Origin of the sequence: Mycobacterium sp. NPDC048908, assembly GCF_043197955.1 — a bacterium.
Taxonomy (GTDB): domain Bacteria; phylum Actinomycetota; class Actinomycetes; order Mycobacteriales; family Mycobacteriaceae; genus Mycobacterium.
Genome location: NZ_JBICUE010000003.1, coordinates 322,939 through 345,655, shown reverse-complemented (window position 1 = coordinate 345,655; position 22,717 = coordinate 322,939). Strand labels below are relative to the sequence as shown.

Annotated in this window: 27 protein-coding genes and 1 pseudogene; 12 read left to right on the top strand and 16 right to left on the bottom strand. The window is 66.1% G+C overall.

Annotated elements, in window-relative coordinates; translation table 11 throughout:
• Window positions 1-11: 11 nt before the first annotated feature.
• Window positions 12-1,208: an MFS transporter gene (locus tag ACGFK1_RS10585; RefSeq protein WP_393428208.1), complete on the top strand. Its 1,197-nt coding sequence runs from the start codon at window positions 12-14 to the stop codon at window positions 1,206-1,208.
• On the opposite strand, the gene ACGFK1_RS10580 is transcribed toward ACGFK1_RS10585, so the two are convergent.
• Window positions 1,189-2,352, bottom strand: coding sequence for a sulfotransferase family protein (locus tag ACGFK1_RS10580; RefSeq protein WP_393428466.1), 1,164 nt, complete (start codon window positions 2,350-2,352; stop codon window positions 1,189-1,191). The genes ACGFK1_RS10585 and ACGFK1_RS10580 overlap by 20 nt on opposite strands.
• A 112-nt stretch (window positions 2,353-2,464) precedes the next feature.
• On the opposite strand from ACGFK1_RS10580, the gene ACGFK1_RS10575 reads away from it, so the two are divergent.
• Together ACGFK1_RS10575 and ACGFK1_RS10570 are read left to right on the top strand one after the other, a co-directional pair.
• The gene (locus tag ACGFK1_RS10575) at window positions 2,465-3,040 is read left to right on the top strand and encodes a TetR/AcrR family transcriptional regulator (protein WP_393428207.1); all 576 of its coding nucleotides are present in this window, start codon (window positions 2,465-2,467) and stop codon (window positions 3,038-3,040) included.
• On the top strand, window positions 3,037-4,140 hold the full coding sequence (locus ACGFK1_RS10570) for a DUF1214 domain-containing protein (protein ID WP_393428206.1): 1,104 nt from the start codon (window positions 3,037-3,039) through the stop codon (window positions 4,138-4,140). The genes ACGFK1_RS10575 and ACGFK1_RS10570 overlap by 4 nt, the downstream gene beginning before the upstream one ends.
• 148 nt (window positions 4,141-4,288) lie before the next feature.
• Here ACGFK1_RS10570 and ACGFK1_RS10565 read toward each other — a convergent pair whose 3' ends face one another.
• Window positions 4,289-4,684, bottom strand: a complete 396-nt coding sequence (locus ACGFK1_RS10565) for a hypothetical protein (protein WP_393428205.1) — start codon at window positions 4,682-4,684, stop codon at window positions 4,289-4,291.
• A gap of 118 nt (window positions 4,685-4,802) precedes the next feature.
• Between ACGFK1_RS10565 and ACGFK1_RS10560 the strand changes: the two genes are divergently transcribed.
• Complete coding sequence (locus ACGFK1_RS10560; protein WP_393428204.1) at window positions 4,803-5,042, top strand: hypothetical protein; 240 nt, start codon at window positions 4,803-4,805, stop codon at window positions 5,040-5,042.
• Window positions 5,043-5,122: 80 nt separating this feature from the next.
• Window positions 5,123-5,704: a hypothetical protein gene (locus tag ACGFK1_RS10555; RefSeq protein ID WP_393428203.1), complete on the top strand. Its 582-nt coding sequence runs from the start codon at window positions 5,123-5,125 to the stop codon at window positions 5,702-5,704.
• Here ACGFK1_RS10555 and ACGFK1_RS10550 read toward each other — a convergent pair.
• From ACGFK1_RS10550 to ACGFK1_RS10540, 3 genes are read right to left on the bottom strand one after another with little or no spacing between them, the layout of a single operon-like run.
• On the bottom strand, window positions 5,662-6,273 hold the full coding sequence (locus tag ACGFK1_RS10550) for a LysE family translocator (RefSeq protein WP_393428202.1): 612 nt from the start codon (window positions 6,271-6,273) through the stop codon (window positions 5,662-5,664). The two genes, ACGFK1_RS10555 and ACGFK1_RS10550, sit on opposite strands and share 43 nt — an antisense overlap.
• Window positions 6,274-6,278: 5 nt before the next feature.
• On the bottom strand, window positions 6,279-6,449 hold the full coding sequence (locus ACGFK1_RS10545; protein WP_393428201.1) for a DUF5302 domain-containing protein: 171 nt from the start codon (window positions 6,447-6,449) through the stop codon (window positions 6,279-6,281).
• 41 nt (window positions 6,450-6,490) lie between these two features.
• On the bottom strand, window positions 6,491-6,934 hold the full coding sequence (locus ACGFK1_RS10540; RefSeq protein WP_393428200.1) for a PPOX class F420-dependent oxidoreductase: 444 nt from the start codon (window positions 6,932-6,934) through the stop codon (window positions 6,491-6,493).
• Between the two features lie 143 nt (window positions 6,935-7,077).
• On the opposite strand from ACGFK1_RS10540, the gene ACGFK1_RS10535 reads away from it, so the two are divergent.
• Entirely contained in the window at window positions 7,078-7,599 is a 522-nt protein-coding gene (locus ACGFK1_RS10535) for a DUF1697 domain-containing protein (RefSeq protein WP_393428199.1), read from the top strand.
• Window positions 7,596-8,434, top strand: a pseudogene (locus ACGFK1_RS10530) (class I SAM-dependent methyltransferase). Before ACGFK1_RS10535 ends, ACGFK1_RS10530 begins: the two are co-directional and overlap by 4 nt.
• On the opposite strand, the gene ACGFK1_RS10525 reads toward ACGFK1_RS10530, so the two are convergent.
• On the bottom strand, window positions 8,435-8,800 hold the full coding sequence (locus tag ACGFK1_RS10525; RefSeq protein WP_393428198.1) for a GntR family transcriptional regulator: 366 nt from the start codon (window positions 8,798-8,800) through the stop codon (window positions 8,435-8,437).
• A gap of 37 nt (window positions 8,801-8,837) precedes the next feature.
• On the opposite strand from ACGFK1_RS10525, the gene ACGFK1_RS10520 reads away from it, so the two are divergent.
• Window positions 8,838-9,551 carry an NAD-dependent deacylase gene (locus ACGFK1_RS10520; RefSeq protein ID WP_393428197.1) on the top strand — a complete coding sequence of 238 codons (714 nt, stop codon included), beginning with the start codon at window positions 8,838-8,840 and terminating at the stop codon, window positions 9,549-9,551.
• 19 nt (window positions 9,552-9,570) lie between these two features.
• On the opposite strand, the gene ACGFK1_RS10515 is transcribed toward ACGFK1_RS10520, so the two are convergent.
• From ACGFK1_RS10515 to ACGFK1_RS10505, 3 genes are read right to left on the bottom strand one after another with little or no spacing between them, the layout of a single operon-like run.
• Window positions 9,571-10,203: a class I SAM-dependent methyltransferase gene (locus ACGFK1_RS10515; RefSeq protein ID WP_393428196.1), complete on the bottom strand. Its 633-nt coding sequence runs from the start codon at window positions 10,201-10,203 to the stop codon at window positions 9,571-9,573.
• Window positions 10,181-10,882, bottom strand: a complete 702-nt coding sequence (locus ACGFK1_RS10510; protein ID WP_393428195.1) for a TetR/AcrR family transcriptional regulator — start codon at window positions 10,880-10,882, stop codon at window positions 10,181-10,183. Before ACGFK1_RS10510 ends, ACGFK1_RS10515 begins: the two co-directional genes overlap by 23 nt.
• A gap of 1 nt (window position 10,883) precedes the next feature.
• A complete protein-coding gene (locus ACGFK1_RS10505; RefSeq protein WP_393428194.1) occupies window positions 10,884-13,148 on the bottom strand; it encodes an MMPL family transporter in 2,265 nt (754 codons plus the stop codon).
• 304 nt (window positions 13,149-13,452) lie between these two features.
• Here ACGFK1_RS10505 and ACGFK1_RS10500 point away from each other — a divergent pair, with 304 nt between their 5' ends.
• On the top strand, window positions 13,453-13,584 hold the full coding sequence (locus ACGFK1_RS10500) for a hypothetical protein (protein WP_101953086.1): 132 nt from the start codon (window positions 13,453-13,455) through the stop codon (window positions 13,582-13,584).
• A 91-nt stretch (window positions 13,585-13,675) separates the two neighbouring features.
• On the opposite strand, the gene ACGFK1_RS10495 is transcribed toward ACGFK1_RS10500, so the two are convergent.
• From ACGFK1_RS10495 to ACGFK1_RS10485, 3 genes are read right to left on the bottom strand one after another with little or no spacing between them, the layout of a single operon-like run.
• A complete protein-coding gene (locus tag ACGFK1_RS10495; RefSeq protein ID WP_393428193.1) occupies window positions 13,676-14,686 on the bottom strand; it encodes an NAD(P)H-dependent flavin oxidoreductase in 1,011 nt (336 codons plus the stop codon).
• An 8-nt stretch (window positions 14,687-14,694) separates the two neighbouring features.
• Window positions 14,695-15,447, bottom strand: coding sequence for a 3-hydroxyacyl-CoA dehydrogenase (locus tag ACGFK1_RS10490; RefSeq protein ID WP_393428192.1), 753 nt, complete (start codon window positions 15,445-15,447; stop codon window positions 14,695-14,697).
• 17 nt (window positions 15,448-15,464) lie between these two features.
• On the bottom strand, window positions 15,465-16,559 hold the full coding sequence (locus ACGFK1_RS10485) for a CaiB/BaiF CoA transferase family protein (protein WP_393428191.1): 1,095 nt from the start codon (window positions 16,557-16,559) through the stop codon (window positions 15,465-15,467).
• An 88-nt stretch (window positions 16,560-16,647) separates the two neighbouring features.
• On the opposite strand from ACGFK1_RS10485, the gene ACGFK1_RS10480 reads away from it, so the two are divergent.
• The 3 genes from ACGFK1_RS10480 (at window position 16,648) to tet(V) (ending at window position 19,273) form a co-directional block, all read left to right on the top strand.
• Window positions 16,648-17,466: an enoyl-CoA hydratase gene (locus ACGFK1_RS10480; protein WP_393428190.1), complete on the top strand. Its 819-nt coding sequence runs from the start codon at window positions 16,648-16,650 to the stop codon at window positions 17,464-17,466.
• A gap of 125 nt (window positions 17,467-17,591) precedes the next feature.
• Complete coding sequence (locus ACGFK1_RS10475) at window positions 17,592-17,939, top strand: type II toxin-antitoxin system HicB family antitoxin (RefSeq protein ID WP_393428189.1); 348 nt, start codon at window positions 17,592-17,594, stop codon at window positions 17,937-17,939.
• 65 nt (window positions 17,940-18,004) lie between these two features.
• Window positions 18,005-19,273 (top strand): tetracycline efflux MFS transporter Tet(V), encoded by a 1,269-nt coding sequence (gene tet(V), locus ACGFK1_RS10470; RefSeq protein WP_393428464.1) that lies wholly within the window; start codon window positions 18,005-18,007, stop codon window positions 19,271-19,273.
• Here tet(V) and ACGFK1_RS10465 read toward each other — a convergent pair.
• From ACGFK1_RS10465 to ACGFK1_RS10450, 4 genes are read right to left on the bottom strand one after another with little or no spacing between them, the layout of a single operon-like run.
• Window positions 19,270-19,974, bottom strand: a complete 705-nt coding sequence (locus tag ACGFK1_RS10465) for a CPBP family intramembrane glutamic endopeptidase (RefSeq protein WP_393428188.1) — start codon at window positions 19,972-19,974, stop codon at window positions 19,270-19,272. The genes tet(V) and ACGFK1_RS10465 overlap by 4 nt on opposite strands.
• Window positions 19,971-21,119: an NAD(P)H-binding protein gene (locus tag ACGFK1_RS10460; protein WP_393428187.1), complete on the bottom strand. Its 1,149-nt coding sequence runs from the start codon at window positions 21,117-21,119 to the stop codon at window positions 19,971-19,973. Before ACGFK1_RS10460 ends, ACGFK1_RS10465 begins: the two co-directional genes overlap by 4 nt.
• A 58-nt stretch (window positions 21,120-21,177) precedes the next feature.
• Complete coding sequence (locus ACGFK1_RS10455; RefSeq protein ID WP_393428186.1) at window positions 21,178-21,711, bottom strand: gamma carbonic anhydrase family protein; 534 nt, start codon at window positions 21,709-21,711, stop codon at window positions 21,178-21,180.
• Between the two features lie 15 nt (window positions 21,712-21,726).
• Window positions 21,727-22,683 (bottom strand): GlxA family transcriptional regulator, encoded by a 957-nt coding sequence (locus ACGFK1_RS10450; protein ID WP_393428185.1) that lies wholly within the window; start codon window positions 22,681-22,683, stop codon window positions 21,727-21,729.
• Between the last annotated feature and the right edge of the window lie 34 nt (window positions 22,684-22,717).

The window sequence follows — 22,717 nt, the reverse complement described above, 5'->3', positions numbered from 1 at the left end:
TATCTTCACCCGTGACCGCTCGACGATTCGCCTTCGGCCTGCTGGCGTACGCGTTTGCGGCCATCATGGTGGGCACGACTTTGCCGACGCCGATGTACGCGCTGTACGGCGAGCACATGCACTTTGCGGTGCTGACCACCACGGTGATTTATGCGACGTATGCGGCAGGCGTGCTCTTCGCCCTGCTGGTGTTCGGGCGCTGGTCTGACGCGATCGGCCGACGGCCGGTGCTGCTGGCCGGTGTGGTGTGCGCGCTGGCCAGCGCGGCCGTCTTCCTGGTGGCCGACTCGGTGTCGCTGTTGCTCGTCGGTCGTGTGCTGTCGGGGCTGTCGGCGGGCATCTTCACCGGCACCGCCACCGCAGCCGTCATCGAGGCCGCCCCGGCATCGTGGCACAGCAAGGCCGCGGCGGTGGCGACGGTCGCCAACATGGGCGGCCTCGGCATCGGGCCGCTGCTGGCCGGACTGCTCGTCCAATATGCGCCCGCGCCACTGCAACTCAGCTTCGTCGTACACATTGTGCTGGCGGTACTGGCCGGCGCGGCGGTGCTGGTCGTGCCGGAGACCTCTGCGCGCACGGGCAGCATCGGCGTGCAACGGCTATCGGTGCCCGCCGAAGTGCGCGCCGTTTTCGTGGTCGCCTCGCTGGCGGCGTTCGCGGGCTTCGCGGTGACAGGGCTGTTCGCCGCGGTGGCGCCGTCGTTCGTGTCCGGTGTGGTCGGCATCGACAACCACGCGGTCGCGGGGCTCATCGCCAGCTCGATTTTCTTCGCGTCGGCGGCCACGCAGTTGGCGGCCCGCAACCTCAACCCGAACCGCGCGGTCGCGATCGGCTGCGCGATCTTGGTGGTCGGCATGGTGGTTCTCGCGGTGGCGTTGGAGGTTTCGTCATTGGCCGGGCTGGTCGCGGCAGCGGTGGTGGCGGGTATCGGGCAGGGCATCAGCTTCAGTCGCGGCTTGGCTGCGGTCGCCGAACGCACGCCTGCCGATCGGCGCGCCGAGGTCAGCTCCACGTACTTCGTCGTCGCCTACATCGCAATCTCGTTGCCGGTGGTCGGTGAAGGCGTCGCGGCTCAAGACTGGGGATTGCAAACGGCGGGCGTGACTTTCGCGATCGCGGTGGCGATCCTGTCGGCCCTCTGCCTGGTGGGCATCCTGGTGCTCGAGGCGCGGCAATCCCGCAGCGTCGTCACGTCAGGAATCGGCTGACATAGGGCGCGAAGCGCTCACACATTTCGTCCTCGTCGAGCCCGAACATCTCAGTCGACGTCACCACCTTGCCGAGCCTGCCGCGCTGGTGGCCGGCAAGATATCCGCTGATCGCCGCCCGAGCTTGGGTGGTCATCGGTTCACCGACGAGACCGTAAACCCGATCGGCCACCCCGAGTTCGTCGGCCATGAACTGGTCGAAGGTCACGTCGATCGAGCGCTCCGGCCCAATGACATCGCGGTCGCGGACAAGCGCATTCAGCATCGCCGCGAGCCGGACGATCCAGCCCTCGGCGATCTCTTCGACCGGAACCGGCGATCGGTGCATGCGCGCGGAATAGGTGAGCATCGCAACCATCGAGATCGCCACCGGAATCGGGTCGCGGTGCGTGCACACCACCGCGACGCCGGGAAACACCTTGTCCAGCACGGGAAGCTGTTCGAGGTGTTGGGGCGACTTGAGCAGCCAGCGTCTGCCGCCACGCAGGAACTGCAGCGCCCTGAGCTGAGTGGCCAGATACTCGTAGGTCGAGGTCTGGTCATGGCCGAGGTAGTAGGTTTCCCACCTCGGGACGTGCGCGAGGGTCTCCATGAACATGGTGGAGAAATCGTTGGCCAGCAGCTGGATTTCCTCGTGGACGTGTTCGGTGGTCATCTCGTGCATGAGCGCGAAGTGCGGCATGAGCGTGTTCATCACGGCCACCGCCATGTCCATGCGCGCGACCCGCGGATCGGGCTCGATGTCGGCCTCGGCGGGCAACGGGAACGGTTCGAAGCTCTCCCAGTACGGCAACGTCCTGAAGGTCGGCCCCGCCGCCAGCAGGTTGTGCAGGTGCGTGGTGCCGGTGCGCGGCAGCCCCGCGATGACCACCGGCGGCTGCAGTTGGATGTCGTGAATCTCCGGATGCCGCTTCAACAGGTCGGTCAGCAGTAACCGGTTCTTCAGCCATTGGGTCAACTGGCCGAAAAAGTTCACGATGCCCGGGCCGTGCATGTCCTCGATGTCGTGCAGCGCTGCAAGGTAGACATCGAGCCGTTCGCGGTAGTCATCAGGCCCGAAGTCGTCCAGACCGGTGTCCGCGGTCGCCCTGGCGTGCAAGGCGTCCGCCTCGAGCGGACAGTCGCGCGCCAGCGCGGTCATCATGTCGCGGATCTGCTGCGCCTCAGGGCTGAATCGCGGTTCGGCGAGATCGTCGAGGTGGACCAGATCCGGCGCGGCGTGCGTCACACCGACTTATGTTACTTTGAGTTCCGTAATGACAGTGGAAATTGGCCGACCCCGTGATCCGCGCATCGACAATGCGGTGCTGGGCGCGACGGTCGACCTGCTCGGAGAGACCGGGTACGCCGCGCTCTCCGTCGACGCGATCGCGCGCCGGGCAGGCACGAGCAAGCCCGCCATCTACCGCCGCTGGCCGAGCAAGGCGCACCTCGTCCATGAGGCGGTCTTCCCCATCGGCAGCGGGACGGACCTCCCCGACACCGGTTCGCTGGCCGACGATGTCCGCGAAATGGTGAGGCGCACGGCCGCCGTGTTGACCACTCCGGCGGCGCGTGCGGCGCTGCCCGGCCTGGTCGGCGAGATGGCCGCAGACCTCACGCTGCATACCGCGCTGCTCGAGCGGTTTGGCGGCATCCTGTCGCGTGGTCTGACCGAGCGACTGGACGAAGCCATGGCGCGCAACGAGATTCGGCCCGATGTCACCGCAGCGGAGATCACCGAAGCCCTCGCAGGCATCACGTTCCTGGCACTGCTCACCCGGGGCGCTGCACTCGACGACACCTGGGTTCAGCGCACCGCCACCTTGATATTGAGAGGGATCAGTTCATGACCCACGAATCGACCGCGGCATGGCGCGAACTGCTCGAAACCCTTGGCGGCCTTGACCGCTCGTTCCTCGAGGGTGACCGCGCCGTCACCGACGACCGGCACATCGCCGACGGCTACCGGATGCTCGCGACCACGCTGGGCGTGGCGTTCGACACCTACTTGTTCGCCGAACCGGGCAGGCCGATGTTCGTGGAGGTCAACACGCCGTTCCGGCGTGACCGCCGGTGGGGCGGAGACAACACGGACGCCTACTACCACATGTGCCCGGTCGACCCGAAGCGCCGCTACCGCATCAGCGGCAACAGAGGCGACAGCGTGTACTTCTCGGTGACCGCCTACAACGAGCCTGCGCCAGGCGCATGGTCCGACCGCATCGTGGCGCTTTTCCGTGATGACGATCTCGACTTGGACGCGGCGGGCAACTTCTCGTTCGAATTCGGGCCGACGCCCGACGCCGCGGTGCTGATGACCCGTGACTACCAGGCCGATCCGCTGACCGGACGCCCCGTCAGTTGGCGCATCGAGACACTCGACGAGCCAGAACCGATTCGGCACGGCGACGCCGAGACGGCCGCGGCGCTGAGGGCCAGCGCCGCCTGGCTTCGCACGATGTTCGCCATCGTGCCGCTCGGGGTGGGCGTACGCGTCGATGACTCCCATACCCTTGGGCACGAAATCTCCCAATTAGCAAACCAATTCGCCGACCCTTATCAGGTTCCCGACGCCAACTTCGGCTGGTCTGCGCGCGACGCATGCTACGCATACAGCAGCTTCGTCCTCGAAGACGACGAAGCGCTCGTCATCACGCATCGACCGCCGAAGTGCCGGTTCTGGAACCTCGTGGTGTGGAACCAGTTCATGGCCACGCACAATGTCAACGATGCGCGCAGTTCGGTGAACGGCCACAGCGCGCTGCCGAATCCCGATGGCTCGGTGACGATCGTGGTTTCCCGCGGGTCGACGGCGCACCCGAATTCCTTGACCACCCTGGACTATCCGCGGGGCAACCTCGCATTCCGGTGGTTCCTTGCCGACGCCGTGCCTGCCAGACCCGAGGTGCGGCTGGTCAAGGCGTCGGAAGCGCCGGTCGATGTGAGCTGACCGAGGGCGCGATTCGCGACTTGCGCGTTGAGTCACTCCGCCACCGCAGGCGCCGACCGAACAGCGCAGCCATCAGAAAACGAGTACTCGTCTACGCGGTCCAACCAGCGACAGTAGATCAATGCTGGTGAGGCGGTAGTTGAGCGGCTTAGGCGGTGGGGGCAGTGGCGAAAGCTGGCGGTGATCGGCGGGAAGTGACCGCAGCGGCCCAGTGTCGCCTCGCCGCGGCGCTGATGGCCGTCGCGACGGCGATCTGGATCACCGCGCTGACGGGGACGGTCTCGGTGTACGCCGACTCGTCGTCTTCGCCCCAACGGCAACCGGTTGATATCCGCCCGGCCGGGCTGGACAACGAATGCCCGACACTGACACCCAGTGTCCAGGCCGCCCCGTGCCCGACGACCACACCCACGACCACGACCGACACGACGACGACTGCGCCCACCAGTACGACCGCACCAACGACAACACCAACGACAACGACTACAACCACGACCACGACCACCTCTACGGCGACGACGACCATCAACACGACGTCCCCCATGGAGCCCACCGCTCCGGCAACATCACCGACGGAGGAAACAAGCCCGCCCCCCACGCCACCGACTGTCGTCACCCCGTCCACCACCCCCGTCACCGACGCGGTGACCCGCACTGGCGGGATGTCCGCAACCCCGCTGCTGCTCGTCGGCGCAGTGCTGCTGACAGCCGGGTTGCTCCTGCGCGCATACCGTCGTCGCGGCGTGTCGTGGCTTGCCGCCCACGTCACCGTGACCCAGCGGCCCGGTAACGCTGCGGCATTCGAGAACAAGCCCACAGATGAGTCCGACTGCGATCACGTATTGAGCGTCGTCCCCGTCGAAGTCCGACAGTCCACGACCCTGGAGGAACACCCACTATGACGATCTCCATGACGAGGCCGGTAGCGCCCCCGCCATCGGGTGCACGGCCCGACACTGCGATAGCAAGTTGGTTACTGCCGATGTCCGACGGCACCCGCCTCCGCCTCGAGAAAGTGTTGGCGCACAATGCGGCTGGGGCGGGCGAGCGTGCGCGCCCCCTGCAGAAGCTGGGCGTCGTCGCTCGACGGGCTCTCGTCGATGAGATCGAGACAAAGCTTCGGAGCGTCCTCAACGACACGATCGCCGATCTGGTCGTCGGGGGTTGGCGAAGCTATGGTGCCGTCAAGCGAGCGATCAGCACGTCCCTACATCAAAGGGGCGTCGACCACGTCGTGCAGTTGTGCACCCACACCATCACCGCTTCCCAGCAGCACAACTTGGACGTCGCGGTGGACGGCTTTCATGTGATGACGCTGTGCGTTGAACTGACCACGCGCATTCAGCTCTACGACGTGGTGGCCATTGTCCGTGACGGGCACGTGCGAGCCGTGAGGTCGGGACGGGCCGCAGTCGATGGCAGCCTCACCGTCGCGAAGGTGCCTGTCGCGCATCGCGCTTGGACCTTCCCGTTCACCGCGGAATTGGCGTTGCATTCGTCGGGCGGCCGGGATGGCGGATCTCAGCGCGTCTGCGCTACGAGCCTGCCAGCGAGAATGACATAGGTCGCCGCGAAACTACGCCGCAACCATGCGACGATGCGTGGCCGCGAGATCACTTCCCGCCGGACCGCCGCGGCGAACACGCCGTAGCCGCTGAACACCACCAGCGTCACTGCCATGAAGACCGCGCTCAGCCACACCATCTGCGCCACCGCCCCCGGCCTGTCGGGCGCGACGAATTGCGGCAGGAACGCGAAGAAGAAAATCGTCAGCTTGGGGTTCAACGTGTTGACCAGAACGCCCGACGCGATCACCCGCCACGGCGACATCTTCGCCGGGCCATCCTGCACCTGGAACACCGACTTGTCGCGAAAAGTCTTCCACGCCAGATAAAGAAGGTAGGCAACACCCATCAACTTGATGATCGAGAACGCCATCGCGCTGGCGTGCATGATGGCGGCCAACCCCGTCACCGCCGCAATCATGTGGGGCACGATGCCGAGCGTGCACGCGAACGCGGCCACCAGACTGGCCCGCCACCCGCGGGAAATCCCGGCGCCCACGGTGTACAGCACGCCAGCACCCGGCGTCGCGACCACGATCAGCGTCGTCAAAAGGAATTCCGGCGTCACTTCGGTCAGCCGCTCTTGCGGCGGAACTCCCTGCGGCTTTCCAGCGGTCCGTGCGCCCGCGGCTGCTTGGCGCCGCCATCCTTGTGGTCGGCGCCGCCCGATGCCTTGGCCTTCTTCCGCTCCAGCGCTTCCCGGAACTTGCGTTTGGTGTCGTCTTCTTCCGGTGCATCAGCCATGAACCGCAGCCTATCCCTCCATGCCGCGGACGTCGTGTCGATTATCGCCTGCCCGGCGGCATCCCGTACACGTGCGCGATCGGCAGGGTCAGCACCACCCGCCGATCGTCCACCATGGCTCGTCGGTAGTCGTCCCAGTCGGGGTGCTCACCGGCGATATTGCGATACAACGCGATCAGCGCCTCGACGGTGTCGTCGTCCGGCGCCGCGGCAGGTGGGGTCAGGGACGCCTCACCCTCGGCGACCGCGTATGCCCAGCCGTCGTCGGAGCTGACGTGTATCGACGCCCGAGGGTCCCGGCGCAGGTTCCGTGTCTTGGCCCGCTGCTCGGTGATCGACGCCTGGATGGTCAGGTTTTGCTTGTCGAACCAATACGACACGTTCGACAACTGCGGTCTGCCGTCGCGTTTGATGGTGGCCAGTACGCCCAGCGAGTTTCCGCAGAGCACGGCCAACAGTTTGTCGTCGAACACCTGACGCCCCATGAGTCGAGCCTACGTCCGGATCGGGCCGTGAGCCCTGGCAAATTCTTGTTGCACAGCGACGCCGGAAGCGCCCGGATGAGGTGATCGGGTGGCCCGCGCAGCAGCGGATTGTGCAGGATGACTCGGCAACTAACATGGCTGACATGGCTCGATACGCTGCTTTCCTGCGCGGCGTGAACGTCGGCGGCGTCAATCTCAAGATGGCCGAGGTGGCCAAGGCCCTCGAAGAAGCCGGATTCACAAACGTGCGAACCATTTTGGCGAGTGGCAACGTCCTGCTGGAGAGCCGCTCCGGGGTGGACGCGGTCAGGAAGAAGGCCGAAAAGGCGCTGCGCGACGCGTTCGGCTACGACGCCTGGGTGCTCGCCTACGACGTCGACACCGTCGCGAAGATCTCCGAGAACTACCCGTTCGACCGCGACGTCGACGGCCGCCACTCCTACGTCACCTTCGTCACCGACGAACAGGTGCTCGACGAACTCGCCGGACTCGCCAAGCAGGCCGGCCCCGAGGAGAAGATCAAACGCGGCGAGGGCGTCATCTACTGGCAGGTGCCCAAGACCGGCACGCTGGACACGACGATCGGCAAGACCATGGGCAAGAAGCGCTACAAATCCTCCACCACCACGCGCAATCTGCGCACGGTCGAGAAGGTGCTGCGGTGACGCAGTCCCCCACTGCGAAAGCCGACGGCACAGTCTTGACGGGCGTCTCCGAGACTGCACTGCTGACGCTCTGGGTCCGGGCCAACGAGGCGCGCAGGCCGGATTCGATCATCGACGACCCGATGGCGATCGAGTTGGCTGACGCCATCGACTACGACTATGGGAAGTTCGGCTTCGGCCGCCGCCAGGACATGGCGTTGCGAGCCCTCGCCTTCGACAGGGCCACCGCCGCTATCTCGGTGACCATCCGATGGCCACCGTTGTCGCGTTGGCCGAGGGGCTGCAGACCAGCTTCCACCGCCTCGACGCCGCCCGGATCGGCGACCAATTCCAATGGCTCACAGTCGATCTCCCGCCCATGATCGCGCTACGGCAGAAACTCCTGCCCACCTCGGAACGGGTCCGGATGTGCTCCCAGTCGGCACTCGACTTCAGCTGGATGGACCAGGTCGACACCGAGCACGGCGTGTTCATCACCGCCGAGGGGCTGCTGATGTACCTGCAACCCGACGAGGCCATCGGCCTGATCACCGAGTGCGCGAAGCGCTTCCCCGGCGCGCAGATGATGTTCGACCTGCCCCCGACAGGTTTGCAGGCCCTGCACCGCCGCGGCGTGCGCGCATCGCTGCGCTACCGCATTCCGCCCATGCCGTTCAGCTTGTCCGTCTCGGGCGCCGCAAATTTGGTCAACGTCATCCCCGGCATCCGGGCAGTGCACGACACGCCGTATCCGCCCGGTCGGGGCAAAGTGCTCAACGCACTGATGTGGACCGCGCAGCGCATTCCCCTGCTTGACCCGATCAGGCCGGTGCTGACGCTGCTCGAATTCGGCTAGTCAGCCGAACGCGGCCTCGACGTAGCGCAGCGCGTCGTCCTTCTCGATCCCCAGCGCCCGCGCCGCCGTCACGAACGTGTGCGCGGCGGTCGCCATCGCGTTGTCCGCCGGATCGACGCGCGCGACGAAAGTGCCGAAACGACCCCGGGTTTCGACGATCCCCGCCGTTTCCAGCTCCCGATATGCGCGTGCCACTGTGTTGACCGCCAGCCCCATTTGCCCGGCCAGTTCGCGGACCGTCGGCAGCCGGGTCCCCGGCGGCAGCTTGCCGTCCCTGACCCCGTCGATGATCTGCGTCCTGAGCTGGTCGAAAAGCGGCTTGGCGACGTTCTGATCAACGCGTACCCAATCCCCCAACTCGGCCACGTGCATCAGTATCCCGTAAACCGGTTACTTTGGTCATGTGCAACTGGCGGTGCTCAGTGGAGCCGGCATTTCCGCCGAGAGCGGAGTGCCGACGTTCCGCGACGCCGAGACCGGACTGTGGGCCAAGGTCGACCCGTACGAGATCTCCAGCACGGAGGGCTGGCAGGCCCACCCGGACAAGGTGTGGGCCTGGTACTTGTGGCGGCACCACCTGATGGGCGCGGTGCAGCCGAACACGGGCCATCTCGCAGTCGCGGCCTGGCAAAACTACGCCGACGTGCATGTCGTCACCCAGAATGTCGACGATCTGCATGAGCGAGCCGGCAGCAAGCAGGTCTACCACCTGCACGGCAGTCTGTTCCAATTCCGTTGCGACCATTGCCAGCGCGAATATCTCGACGCCATTCCCGATATGCCAGAACCGGTGGCGTCGGTTGACCCGCCGCGGTGCGTGTGCGGCGGGCTGATCCGCCCGAATGTCGTCTGGTTCGGCGAGGCGCTGCCCGATGTTGCGTGGCAGCGGTCCGTCGACGCGGTCAGCGTCGCCGACCTCGTCATCGTGGTGGGCACCTCGTCGATCGTCTACCCGGCCGCCGGATTGCCCGAGTTCGCGGTGGCCAAGGGCATCCCGGTGATCGAGGTGAACCCCGAACCCACACCGCTGTCGGACTCCGCGACGGCGGTGGTGCGCGAATCGGCCGCGACCGCGCTGCCCACACTGCTGCAGCGGATACCGACCCTGCTCAGTTAGCCGGGCGATTTGTGCGTGATCACGGCTTGACGGCCCGGCCGATCGCCACCTCCGAGGATGGCACCGGAAGCCACGGCGGAATCACCCATTCGCGCCGCGCGCCGGTGACCGTGAAGCCTGCGTCGACGATGGTCTGCTCGGTGTTCCGATAGGTGTGACAGTTGCCTGCCAGCCGCGGCCACAGCGTGGCGTCGGCGATTTTCTGCAACCGGGCCCGCGCGCCGGTGCTGGCGATGTGCTCGAAGTAGCGCAGCTCTCCGCCGGGCTTCAGCACCGAGAAGATCTGCCGGGCAACGTGTTCGGGTTGATCGACCGAGCACAGCACCAGTGAGCACACCACCGCGTCGAACGGCTCAGGCGCCGAGAATTCCTCGACCGTCTGTGTGCTGACGGTGACCGGCACGGCCGCGGCGGCCGCCGCCTGCCGGGCAAGCTCCGCCAGCCTGCGCTCGGGCTCGACTGCGACCACCTCGCTCACCGTGTCCGGATACAGCGCGAAATTCGTGCCTGTGCCCGCACCGACTTCGAGCACGCGACCCGACAGGCCGGCAAGGTTCTCCTTCCGCAGCCGCTTGAGCGGCTCGGGCTCGTGGCTCGCCATCCAGGTCCACATCCTGGCGAAGAACGGATTATCGACGGTCGTGCTGCTCATCGAACATTCCCTTCAGCATTGCGATCGCGTCCGTCGGCGGCAGATCGGGATCGATCGGCCCGGTCACGATCTGACCGACGCAGATCGCCCTCAGCACTCTGTCGGCGAAGGCCTCGGTGTCCCCCCAGGGTAGATACGGTCGCGAGATCAACAGCGCCGCCAGCCCGTGGGCGACCGTCCACAACTCCAGCGCCAGGGTGGTCGCGTCGCCGGCCGGATACGTGCCCTCGGCGATCAGCGTCTCCACCGAACTACGCATGTGCACGAATGCCGACGTGTTCAGCGCCATGTCGACATCGCTGCCCGGTCGGCTCTCGCTCATCATCGCGATGCGGTACAGCTCAGGCGTTTTCACCGCGAACCTGACGTAGGCCAGCCCCTGCGCGCGCAGCACGTCGATGGTCGACGGCTGATCCGCCGCGACGCGTTGCATCTCCTCGTCGAGCTTCTCGAAGTACCTGGCGCAGACCGCGTCGAGCAATGCGTCCTTGTCGGCGAAGTGCAGGTAGATCGACGGCGGCGTCACCCCGACCCGCTGGGCGACCGAGCGGATGGACACCGCCTTCGCATGTCCGGTGTCCAGCAGCAGTTCGGTCGCCGCGTCCAGGATGTCTTCGCGCAATTGCTCGCCCGAACCACGCGGGGCTCGCCGGCGACGGCGCAAGCCTTCGACCGCCACGCTAACCGGTGACCGCCACTCGTTCGCGGCTCTCGGCCGCAGGCCCGTCGTCGGCTGACTCGCTGATCCCGATGCGCTCGTGCAAGCGGGCCAGCGGTTTGGGCGCCCACCAGTTCCATCGGCCGAGCACGTGCATGAACGCCGGCACCAGCAGCATGCGGACCAGCGTGGCGTCGGCGAGCACCGCAAGCGTCAGGCCGATTCCGAACATCCGCATGAACGCGACCTGTGCGGCGATCAGTGCCGCGAACGAAATCGCCATCAGCAGGGCGGCGGCGGTGACCACCCGGCCGGTGCGCGCCAGCCCGAGCGCGACGCTTTCGTCGTTGTCGGCCCGTGTCCTTCCCGATTTCACCCAGTACTCCCTGATCCGCGACACCAAGAAGACCTCGTAGTCCATCGACAACCCGAAGGCGATGCAGAACAACAACACCGGCAGATTCGCGACGAGCGTTCCGGTCGGTGTGGTGCCCAGCGCGCTCAGATGGCCTTCCTGGAAGATCCACACCAGCGCCCCGAACGCGGCCGTCAACGACAAGACATTGAGCACCAACGCCTTCAGCGGCAAGACCACACTGCCGGTCAACAGGAACAGCAACACGAACGTGATCGCGGCGATGATGCCGAGGACCATTGGCAAGCGCGACGTGATCGCGCCGGAGCTGTCGCGGTTGATTTGAGCCACGCCTGTCAACTGCACGGCCTGACCGGCAGGCGGTGGCACCGCGCGCAGCTGGTCGAGTTGGTTCTCCGACGCATCGCTGAACAGCGGTGCGGTGCTGCCCACCGTCACAAACGCGCTGCCGTCGGTGAAGCCGGTTGCGGCTGAGGGCGGTCCGGCGTGCGTGCCGTCGACGTACGTGCCGCCGGGTGCCGATACCGACGACACGTCGGCCACCTGCGACAGCGTCGACGCGTACCGGTCGAGATCGGCGGGTGTGACGCCGGCGGTGTCCGGCATGACGACCGTGACGTTGCGTGCGGAGTCGACGGCGAAGTTGTTGCGCAGATCGTCGCCCACTTGTCGCGCGGACTGCGACTGCGGCAGCACCCGATCGTCGGGAAAGCCCCACTTGATGCCGAGGAACGGCGCGCCCAGCACCAACAGCAGTGCCACGATGGCCAATCCGATCGGAACCGCCCGGCGCATAACGAGTTTCGTGGTGCGATACCAGAAGTTCTGTTCGATCGGCTTGCGCACCGGGTCGGGCCGACGAAACACCCAGCGGGCCAGTCGGCGCACGTCGAGGGAATCCAGTCGGTCGCCGAGCAAGGCTATCGCCGCCGGCGCCACCACGATCGCGGCGACGGCCGCGAACACCACCACAGCGATGCCCGCGTACGCGAACGACTTCAGGAAGTACATCGGGAAGAGCACCATCGCGACCATCGACAGTGCGACCGTCATCGCGGAGAACAACACCGTCCGGCCCGCCGTGGTCATGGTGCGCACCAGCGCGCGTTCGCGGTCGGCGCCCTCGGCGAGTTCGTCGCGGTACCTGCTGATGATCAGCAGTGTGTAGTCGATGGCCAACGCCAGGCCCATGGCGACCGTCAGGTTCATCGCGAAGATCGACACGTCGGTGATCAGCGTGATGGCCCGCAGCACGGCCATCGAACCGAGGATCGCGAAGCCGCCGACGGCCAGCGGCAGCGCCGCGGAGATCAGCCCGCCGAACACCCAGACCAGCACGACGAAACTCAGCGGAATCGCGATGGATTCCATTGTCAGCAAATCTTTTTCGCTCTGGCCGTTGATCTGTACGTAGGTCATCGCTTCGCCACCCGCACGCACGGTCACCCCGTTGCGGTCGTGCACAAGGCGGTCGGTGAAGTCCTTGGCATGCTGCTGGGCACCGCTCTCGCCGCCGGTGATGCCGGCGACGATCAGGCCCGTCTTACCGTCCTTACTGATCAGTGCGGGGGCCGCCGACGGCGGTGCGGTCCACGCCGAGGCCAGCTGCCCCACGTACGGCGATGCCTTGAGTTGATCCGTGATGTCGGTGCCGACGTCACGGGCGGCCGCCCCCTGCGCGCCCTGATCGGACGTGACACTGATCAACAACTCCATGTCGCCCTGACCGAACTTGTCGACGAGCAGTTTGGCGGCCTGCGCCGACTCCGAGGTGGGGTCCTGGAATCCGCCGGCCGAGAGGTGTTTGGCGACGGGGACACCGAAGATGCCGCAGGCGACCATCACCAGCAGAGCAGCAGCGAGGATCCGGCGCGGCGCCGCGATGGCGAGCAATGCGATGCGGTGCAGCACGTGGCGTCCTTCCGAAGTGGCTATCGTCGGTAAGTTATCAGCGATAAGTTAAGGCGGTCAATAAACCTCTCACCGGTTAATACGTCGAGACACCACCGGATCGTTCACAGCGCCAGCTGGCGCGGCGCTCTCACAGCCACTTGAGCTGCGGATCATGGTGACCACACAGGTGAGTACCCCGGACAGCCACGTTCATCGCGCCGCCGCCGGCCCGAGCCGGGAACCTACCCGGCAGTAAGAATTGCCACCATTTTCCGAATCGAGACTCAAAGATTCCTTAATGGTGATGGTTACTGTTCAGTACATGTGGATCGACGACACCAGTGCGGATGTCATCAAGGTTGACTTCGAGGCGCTCTACCATGGCGATGTCCTGGTCGAGGGCGATACTTCGGAGCAGCTCGACGACGAGCACACGCTTCCTACCGCAGTCTGAGTAAGCGCGCGCCTCGCGGCGCGCGTTCACTCATGACAATTTGCCCAGCACGGGCAGTTCGTCTATATTTCCCGTTCTCCCGAAGCTACCGCTAAGCCACGTTCTCTTCGGCAGGGTCGTTTTGGCCGGGCACCACCATGCGTGCCAATCGACTGGTGATCAGCTCCTCGGCCTCGTCGATGATGCGTGCCACCAGCTCGCCGCATGTCGGGATGTCGTTGATCAGACCCATGGCGGTGCCAACGGACCAGATTCCGGCATCCAGGTCACCGACCTCGTACACCTTCACGCCGCGCTTGCCGGCCACCAGATCCTTGACGTCCTCGAACTGCCCGCCGCGGTTGAGAATCTCGACCACCTCGCGCGACACCGCGTTGCTCGCCACCCGCGCAGTGTTGCGCAGCGGGCGGAAGATCAGCTCGGTGTCGAGCTCACTGCCCGCCACGATCGCTTCCTTGACGTTCTGGTGGATCGCCGACTCGACCGTGCACATGAACCGGCTGCCCATGTTGATGCCGTCGGCACCCAGCGCCAGCGCCGCCACCAGACCGCGCGCGTCGGCGAAACCGCCGGAGGCGATCATCGGGATGTCGATCTTGGCCGACGCCGCCGGGATCAACACCAGACCGGGAATGTCGTCCTCGCCAGGATGTCCTGCGCACTCGAACCCGTCGATGCTGATGCCGTCCACACCCAGGCTCTGCGCCTTGACCGCATGCCGCACCGAGGTGCACTTGTGCAGCACCTTGATGCCGTTGTCGTGGAACATCGGCAGGTGGGGGGCGGGGTTGGAGCCGGCGGTCTCGACGATCTTGATGCCGGAGTCGACGATCACCTGGCGGTACTCGTCATACGGCGGCGGATTGATCGTCGGCAGGATGGTCAGGTTCACCCCGAATGGCTTGTCCGTCAGGTCGCGGCACTTGGCGATCTCGTTGGCCAGGTCCGCGGGCGTCGGTTGCGTCAAAGCGGTGATGAAGCCCAGCGCTCCCGCATTGGCAACGGCGGCAACGAGTTCCGCGCGACCCACCCACTGCATACCGCCCTGGACAACCGGATGCTCAACACCGAACGTCTCGGTGAACTTCGTCGTGATCGTCATTCAGCTGCCTACCTGGGCGCCATCCGGATCGCACCGTCAAGGCGGATCACCTCGCCGTTGAGCATCGGGTTCTCGACAATGTGCACCGCCAGCGCGCCGTACTCGTCGGGATCACCGAGGCGGGCGGGATGCGGCACCTGCTTGCCCAGCGACTGCTGCGCCTCCTCCGGCAGCGAACCCAGCAGCGGGGTCTTGAACAAACCGGGCGCAATCGTCACGACGCGGATCAACTCGCGCGAAAGGTCGCGCGCGATCGGCAGCGTCATGCCGACCACGCCGCCCTTCGACGCGGAGTATGCGGCCTGGCCGATCTGGCCTTCGAAGGCCGCGACCGATGCGGTGTTGATGATGACGCCGCGCTCACCGCTGATCGGTTCGGTCTTCGCGATGCGTTCGGCCGACAACCGCAGCACGTTGAACGTGCCGATCAGATTGACCTCGACGACCTTCTTGAACGCGTCGAGAGGGAAAGGTCCGTCCTTGGACAGGGTCTTGGCCGCATTTCCGATACCGGCGCAGTTGACGTTGATGCGCAGCGGGCCGATCTTCTCCGCGGCGTCGAGTGCCGCGCTCACGGCCTCGGGATCCGTCACGTTGGTCTCGACGAACTGAGCGCGGTCGCCGAGTTCCTTGACGGCCTCCTCACCCCTGAGGTCGATGACGACGACGGATGCGCCGCGGTCGAGCAGGCGCTTCGTTGTCGCCAGCCCCAACCCGGATGCGCCGCCCGTGACAACGGCTACTGCGTCTTTGATCTCCACTGATTGCGTTCCTTTCTCTAAACCCAGTCGCGTAGGACAGCGTCGGTATCGGCGCCCGGCACGCCCGGCGCTTTCGGTTTGGCCGGCACGGTGCGCGAAAACCGCGGCGCCGGCGAGGGATACAAGAAGTCGTTGTCGCGATAGAACGTGTCGCGCTCGGTGTTGTGCGGTTCGGCCTCGACTTCGCCGAACGACAGCACCGGTGCCACGCAGGCGTCGCTGTCGGCGAACACCTTGGCCCAGTGGTCACGGTCGTGCGAGGCGAACGCCTCGGTCAACTTCGCCCGCAACTCCGGCCACCGGCTCATGTCGTTCTGGTCTGGCAGTTCGTTGGCGTCCAGTCCGAGCTTGTCGAGGAGTTCGGCGAAGAACTGCGGTTCGATCGAGCCCACCGACACGTAGCGGCCGTCGGCGCACGTATAGGTGTCGTAGTAGGGCGCGCCGGTGTCGAGCATGTTGACGCCGCGCTCGTCGCTCCACATCCCCATTCCGCGGAAGGCCCACATCATGGTCGAGAGCACGCTCGAGCCGTCCACCATCGCCGCGTCGATGACCTGCCCCTTGCCGGAGCGCTCCCGCTCCCAGAGCGCCGACAGGATGCCGACAACGAGAAACATTGAGCCACCGCCGAAGTCGCCGACCAGGTTCAGCGGCGGGACGGGGCGTTCGCCTGCCCGGCCGATCGCGTGCAGCACACCGTTGAGCGAGATGTAGTTGATGTCGTGGCCTGCCTGCTGGCTGCGCGGACCGGTCTGCCCCCAGCCGGTCATCCGGCCGTAGATCAGCCTGTCGTTGACCTTCTCGCAGTCCTGCGGGCCGAGGCCGAGCCGCTCCGTGACGCCGGGCCGGAAGCCTTCGATGAGCACATCGGCCTTCGCGACCAGTCGCAGCACGAATTCGCGGCCCTCGTCGCTTTTGAGATCCGCGGTGACCGAACGCCGGTTGCGCAACAGGTAGTCGCGACCGGGTTGGGTGGCAGGGCCGGGGCCCTTACCCGGCCGCTCGACGCGGACCACGTCGGCGCCGAGATCGCCGAGCAGCATCGCGGCATGCGGACCCGGGCCGATACCGGCCAGTTCGACGACTCGTAGTCCGTGTAGTGGTCCAGCCATGTCTAAACCCGCCCTTCCGCCGAGGAACCCAGTGACCGCCGACATAGCTTACTTGTATAACCATGTGGGCCGACTTAGGGTGCCTTCTATGACGACGACTGACGCCCGCACCGCCGCATATGCCAGCATCGACGACCTTCACGTCGAGCTCGTCGACGGGGTGCTGACCGTGACGCTGAACCGGCCGGACAGCCTGAACTCGCTGACCGCGGCGATGCTCGCGGGCATCGCGGATGCGCTGGAGCAGGCGGCAGGCGATCCGCGGGTCAAGGTGGTGCGCCTTGGCGGCGCGGGTCGTGGGTTCTCGTCGGGCGCCGGGATCAGCGAGGAGGACCACGCGAATCCCGGTGCGGCGGGAACGCCCGCTGATGTGCTTGACGCGGCCAATCGTGCGGTCCGGTCGATCGTGAACCTGCCGCAACCGGTGGTGGCGGTGGTGCAGGGGCCTGCGGCCGGTGTGGGCGCGTCGCTGGCGCTGGCCTCCGATGTTGTATTGGCTTCGGAGAAGGCCTTTTTCATGTTGGCGTTCACCAAGATCGGGTTGATGCCGGACGGCGGCGCGTCGGCGTTGATCGCATCGGCGGTGGGTCGGATCCGGGCGATGCGGATGGCGCTGCTCGCGGAGCGGATTCCGGCGGCGGAGGCGTTCGACTGGGGACTGGTGACGGCGGTCTACCCGGCCGAGCAGTTCGACGGCGAGGTCGCGAAGGTGATCGAGGCCCTGGTGTCGGGGCCTGCGGTGGCGTTGCGCAAGACCAAGGAAGCGATCAACGCGGCGACGCTTGTGGAGTTGGAACCGGCGCTGGAGCGCGAGAAGGAAGGCCAACTGGTACTGCTCGAGTCGAACGACTTCCGCGAGGGCACCAGGGCGTTTCAGCAGCGCAGGCCCGCGAAGTTCACTGACTGATATCACCGGCGACATCGAGCTCGAGAAGCGCCTCATGGTCCGGGCGGCCCTTTTTCCCGACCATGCGTGCCATCTGAAACTCGATATCACCGGCGATATCTGAGGGCGGGGTCAAACATCGGGCCATGGCGAACTACACCTATCGCGCTGAATGGTCACCGGACAGTGACGAATACGTCGCGGTGTGCCTCGAGTTTCCGTCGCGATACTCCCGCGCACAGACCGCTCACCAAGCGATCGAAGGAATACAGAAAGTGATCGCCGAGGAGGTGGCCGATCTGGAGGAACGCGGTCTCGAGCCGCCGCCATCTCTGACCGACCGGCGTTACAGCGGCAAGTTCGTGGTCCACACCTCACCTGAGCTTCACGGCCGACTGATGGTGGACGCACATGAGCAGGGCGTGTCGTTCAATCAGTGGGTGGTGCAGAAGCTGGCCGGACGCCATCTGGCCGGCCTCGACGACCTGTTCTAGCCGAAATTCGGTGGACTCGGCCAGAGGCGCTCCGCCACCATCTAGTGGTGAGTACGCAATTCGACATCGAACAGCCGGTGGCCCATGCCGGCGGCTGGCGTGTACTCGCGCCCTTCAGATTCCGCGAGTACCGCCTGCTCATCACGGCGGTGTCGTTGTCCATCTTCGCCGAAGGCATGTGGGCCGTCGTGATGGCGCTTCAGGTCATCGAACTCGACAACGACCCCGCATCGCTGTCGCTTGTCGCCACCTGCCTTGGCGCAGGCCTGGTGGCCTTCGTACTCGTCGGCGGACTGGCCGCCGACCGGATCAGCCAACGCGCCATCATCATCGCGGTCGAGGCCGTCAACGTGATCGTGGTTTCAGCCATCGCGATCCTCGGACTGGTTGGGGCCCTGCGTATTTGGCATATGGCGGTGGCTGCCGCGGCGCTGGGCATCGCCGCGGCGTTCTTCTTCCCCGCCTACAGCGCGATCCTGCCGCGAATTCTGCCGCCCGAGCAGTTGCTCGCCGCCAATGGCGTCGAAGGCGTCGTGCGCCCGGTGTTTCAGCGGGCCGTCGGCCCCGCCATCGCAGGTCTGGTGGTCGGCGCGACGTTCCCGTCGCTGGGCGCGGCGGTGGTGGCCGCGCTGTTCGCCATCGGACTGACTCTGCTGGTCGCCACCAGGCCGCCGATGAGAACCGCTGCGCCGCAGCCGGATCAGGAGCGGCCGCATCTGCTCAGAGATCTGCGAGAGGGCTTCGTCTTCATGGTCGGCACTCCGTGGCTGCTGTGGACGCTGCTGTTCGCCAGCATGTTCGTGCTCTTGGTGCTCGGGCCGATCGAGGTACTTCTGCCCTTCATCGCCAAGCAACGCTTCGAGGACGGAGCCAGGACGTACGGCTTCATCCTGGCGTTCTTCGGTGTCGGCAGCGCGCTTGGCGCGCTGGCCGTGTCGTCGGGACGGCTGCCTCGTCGCTACCTGACGGTGATGATGACGATGTGGAGCGTCGGTTCGGTTCCGCTGGTGGTCGTCGGCATCACGTCGTCGTTTCCCCTGATGGCCGTCGCGACATTCGTCATCGGCCTCACCGACGGTGCGGGCATGGTGATCTGGGGGACGCTGCTGCAGCGGCGCGTCCCGACCGCGATGTTGGGACGGGTGTCCAGTCTGGACTTCTTCGTCTCGTTGGCGTTCATGCCGGTGTCGTTCGCGATCGTCGGCCCGCTGTCCAAAGTCGTTTCCATGCAGGCGATTTTCCTGGTGGCAGGCGTCGCGCCGGTGCTGCTCGCGGCGGTCGCCATGTCCGCCGCCAAGATGCGCCGCGACGAACTGGCTCACCCGCTGCGTTAGACGCCGAACACCGGTGGCAGTGCGAGCACCATGACCAAGCCCCAGAAGAAGTGGGTCAGCATCGGTGCGAGCACGCCGCCGGTGGCTCGACGTTCGAAAGCGCACACCACGCCGAGCACCAGAGCAGCGAAGCCCAACATCGGGTTACCGGTGGTGGCCCCGGTCGCGATGACGTAGACGACCGTCGACACCAAAACTGGGTGCCACTTGCCGAGCGCGGTGTAGAGCGCACCGCGAAAGAACAACTCTTCGGCGATGCCGTTGATCACCGTGATGAACGTGACGAGCGCCAGTGGCCCGTAGTTGGCGAATTCGAGAACCCGCGTGATGTATTCGCGCACGCCAGGAATCTCGCGTGCGATCAACCCACCGATGAGGAAGACGGCACCCAGCGCGACGCCCATCGCGGTTCCGGTGATCACCGGACGTTGATTGCGGCCGCGGAACCGGATGCAGCCCAGGTGCAGCGGTCCGGACACGAAGGCGCCGAGCGCCCACACTGCCGCGAGCACCAGTGTCAGCCAGTAGAACGACGCATCGCCCGGCGGCCGCGTCAACGAATAGCCAAGCAGCGCACCGCCGATCACCAACACCACAGCGACGACGATGCGGCGTCGCCGGATCACGCTCGGCGGCTCGTGGTGCGCGACGGGGCACGCGCCGACGATGCCTCTGACGTCGTCGAGGAATCCGGTCGTCATGCCGATTTCGCCTTCGGCGCCAAACTGATCAGGGTGTCGAGTCCGGTGCGCAGCGCACCGGCGACGGGCCCCGGCACCAGTTGCAGCAGGCCGAGCACCGGCCATGCGATCGGCGGGGTGATGGCCCGCGCCAACTGCCGGATGCGAGCCGTGTCCCCGCCTGCCCACACTGGGTCGGTGTCGGCCAGATGGTGCGGATCGGCCAACTCGTTGACCGGCCGCGGCCGATCACTCGACAGCGCACGCGATATCGCGTCGTCGATACCCAACAGCCCGCCCGGCGGGTCGGGCACCACATCGCGCAACCTGGCTTCCGACGCCAACATCGGATGGTCGAGCGACTCCACGAGATCGGCGGCAAGACCGCCAGGAACCGGTAGCACCGCGGCCGTCATTTTCGACACCACGCTGGTGTCCACCATCGGCACGGGCAGCTCGGCGCGCCACTTGCCGGAGATCCGCGCATACGACCGCAGCAGGTCGCCGTAGGACGTGGTCTCCGGGCCGAAGATGTCGTAGGCGCCGGCAGGAACACGCTCACCATCCGCGGCGGCGACGAGGTAATAGAGGACGTCGCGGATCGAGATCGGATCCATCGGATTCGCCGACCAGGCCGGCAGGGGTATCAGCACGAACCGGTCGCCGACGTAGCGCAGCATCTCGAACGACGTCGACCCGGCGCCGATGATCATCGCCGCGCCAAGCCACACCACGTCCGCACCGCCGTCGACACTCAACGCATGCGCCACCTCGGCACGGCTGGTCAGATGTTCGGACAGTTCGTCGTCGTCGGGGACGAAGCCGCCGAGATAGACGATCCGCCGCACGCCCGCGTCCTTCGCCGCGTTGGCCACGTTGGCCGCGGCGCGGTTGTCGGCATCGCGGAAGCCGGGTTGGCCGATGCCGTGCACCAGGTAATAGACCACGTCGATCGGACCCGCATCGGCGAAGGCCTGCTTGGCTGCGGCGTCGTCGTGCGCGTCCAGCGCGACGGCGGTGATCTGGTCATACCAACCGAAGTCGGCCAGCCGATCGGGATTTCGAGAGACCGCTACGACGTCATGCCCCTCGTCGAGCAGCGCACCCACCAGCCGTGAACCGACATACCCGGTCGCGCCGGTCACCAGAATTCGCAAGGGAATCACCGTACGGAGGTACCCGCAGGCATCCAATCGAAATCAGAGACCTTGTGCGAGTGAGAGATTAATTGACGGCGTCGCGGTGCAACTCGACCAGGGCCTGATACACCTGGGCGTTGTTCCTGTTGTGAGCGACCTCGGCATCGGACAACTCGCGCCGGACCTTACCGGGCACACCTGCCACCAGGGACCGAGGCGGCACCACCACGCCCTGCGGCACCAAAGCGCTGGCGGCGATCAGCGACCCCGCGCCGATCTTGGCGCCGTTGAGGATCACCGCCCCCATCCCGATGAGGCAGCCGTCGTCGATTTCACATCCATGCAGGACCGCGTTGTGCCCGACACTCACGTTGGCGCCGATCCGCGCCGGAAATCCCGGATCGACGTGGATGGTGACGCCATCTTGGATGTTGCTGCCGAAACCGATCTCGACGGGCTCGGCCTCCGCACGCAGCGTCGCGCTGTACCAGACGCTGGCCCGTGCGGCCAGCGTGACCTGACCGATCACACTGGCGTTGGGCGCCACCCAGGACTCGTCGTGCAGCTGCGGTGCACGTCCGCGAATGGGCAGGATCAGCGGTCCGGACATGAGGGGCATGGTAACCACCCGCTGTTAGACGCCTTGATACACCTTGCGATAACTCGACGGCGACATCCCGACACCACGACGCAGATGGTGGCGCAGATTGCCGCCCGACCCGAGACCGGCCAGCCGGGCCACTTCATCGACCGGAAGATCGCGCGACTCCAGAAGTTCACGAGCGCGGTCGATGCGGCGGCCGCGCACCCACGCGCCAGGCGCCTGGCCGGTTTCCTCGCGGAACCGACGGTTGAAGGTGCGGGCGCTCATCTTGGCGTGCTGCGCCATTCGCTGCACCGTGAGGTCCTGGTCGAGGTGCTGTAAGGCCCACTCCCGCGTCGCGGCGGTCGAAAAGTGGTCCGGCGCAGGCACTTGCCGGTCGATGAACTGCGCTTGACCGCCCTCACGCCACGGCGGCACCACGCAATACCTGGCGACCGCATTAGCCACCTTGGTGCCGTGATCGCAACGAATGATGTGCAGGCACAAGTCGATTCCCGCGGCAAGGCCCGCCGAAGTGAGCACATCGCCGTCGTCGACGAACAACACATTCTCGTCGACGAGCACCTGCGGATGTAGCCGCCGCATCTGGTCGGCGAACTTCCAGTGTGTGGTCGCGCGCCGGCCGTCCAGCATGCCCGCGGCGGCCAGCACGAATGCGCCGGTGCAGATCGACACCAGCCTGGTGCCCGGCCGGATCCGCGCCAACGCGTCGGCGGCCTGCGGTTCGAGCACGCCGTCGATCCTCGCGGGTGGGTAACGGGTTCCGGGGATCACGACGGTGTCGGCGGTCGCCAGCGCCTCCAGCCCCGCCGATGGCAGCAGATCGAAGCCCGCCGTGGCCGCGACAGGACCGGGTGTCAGCCCGCACGTGACGACCTCGTAGAGCGCGTCGCCGTCGGCGTCCGTCGCGGAGGAGAACAGCGTCGGTGCGATGGAGGCGTCGAAGGTCACGACGGGCGGCAGCAGCAGGACCGCGACACGATGCATGCCGTCATTTTGGCATGTTTTTGACGATTAGTGT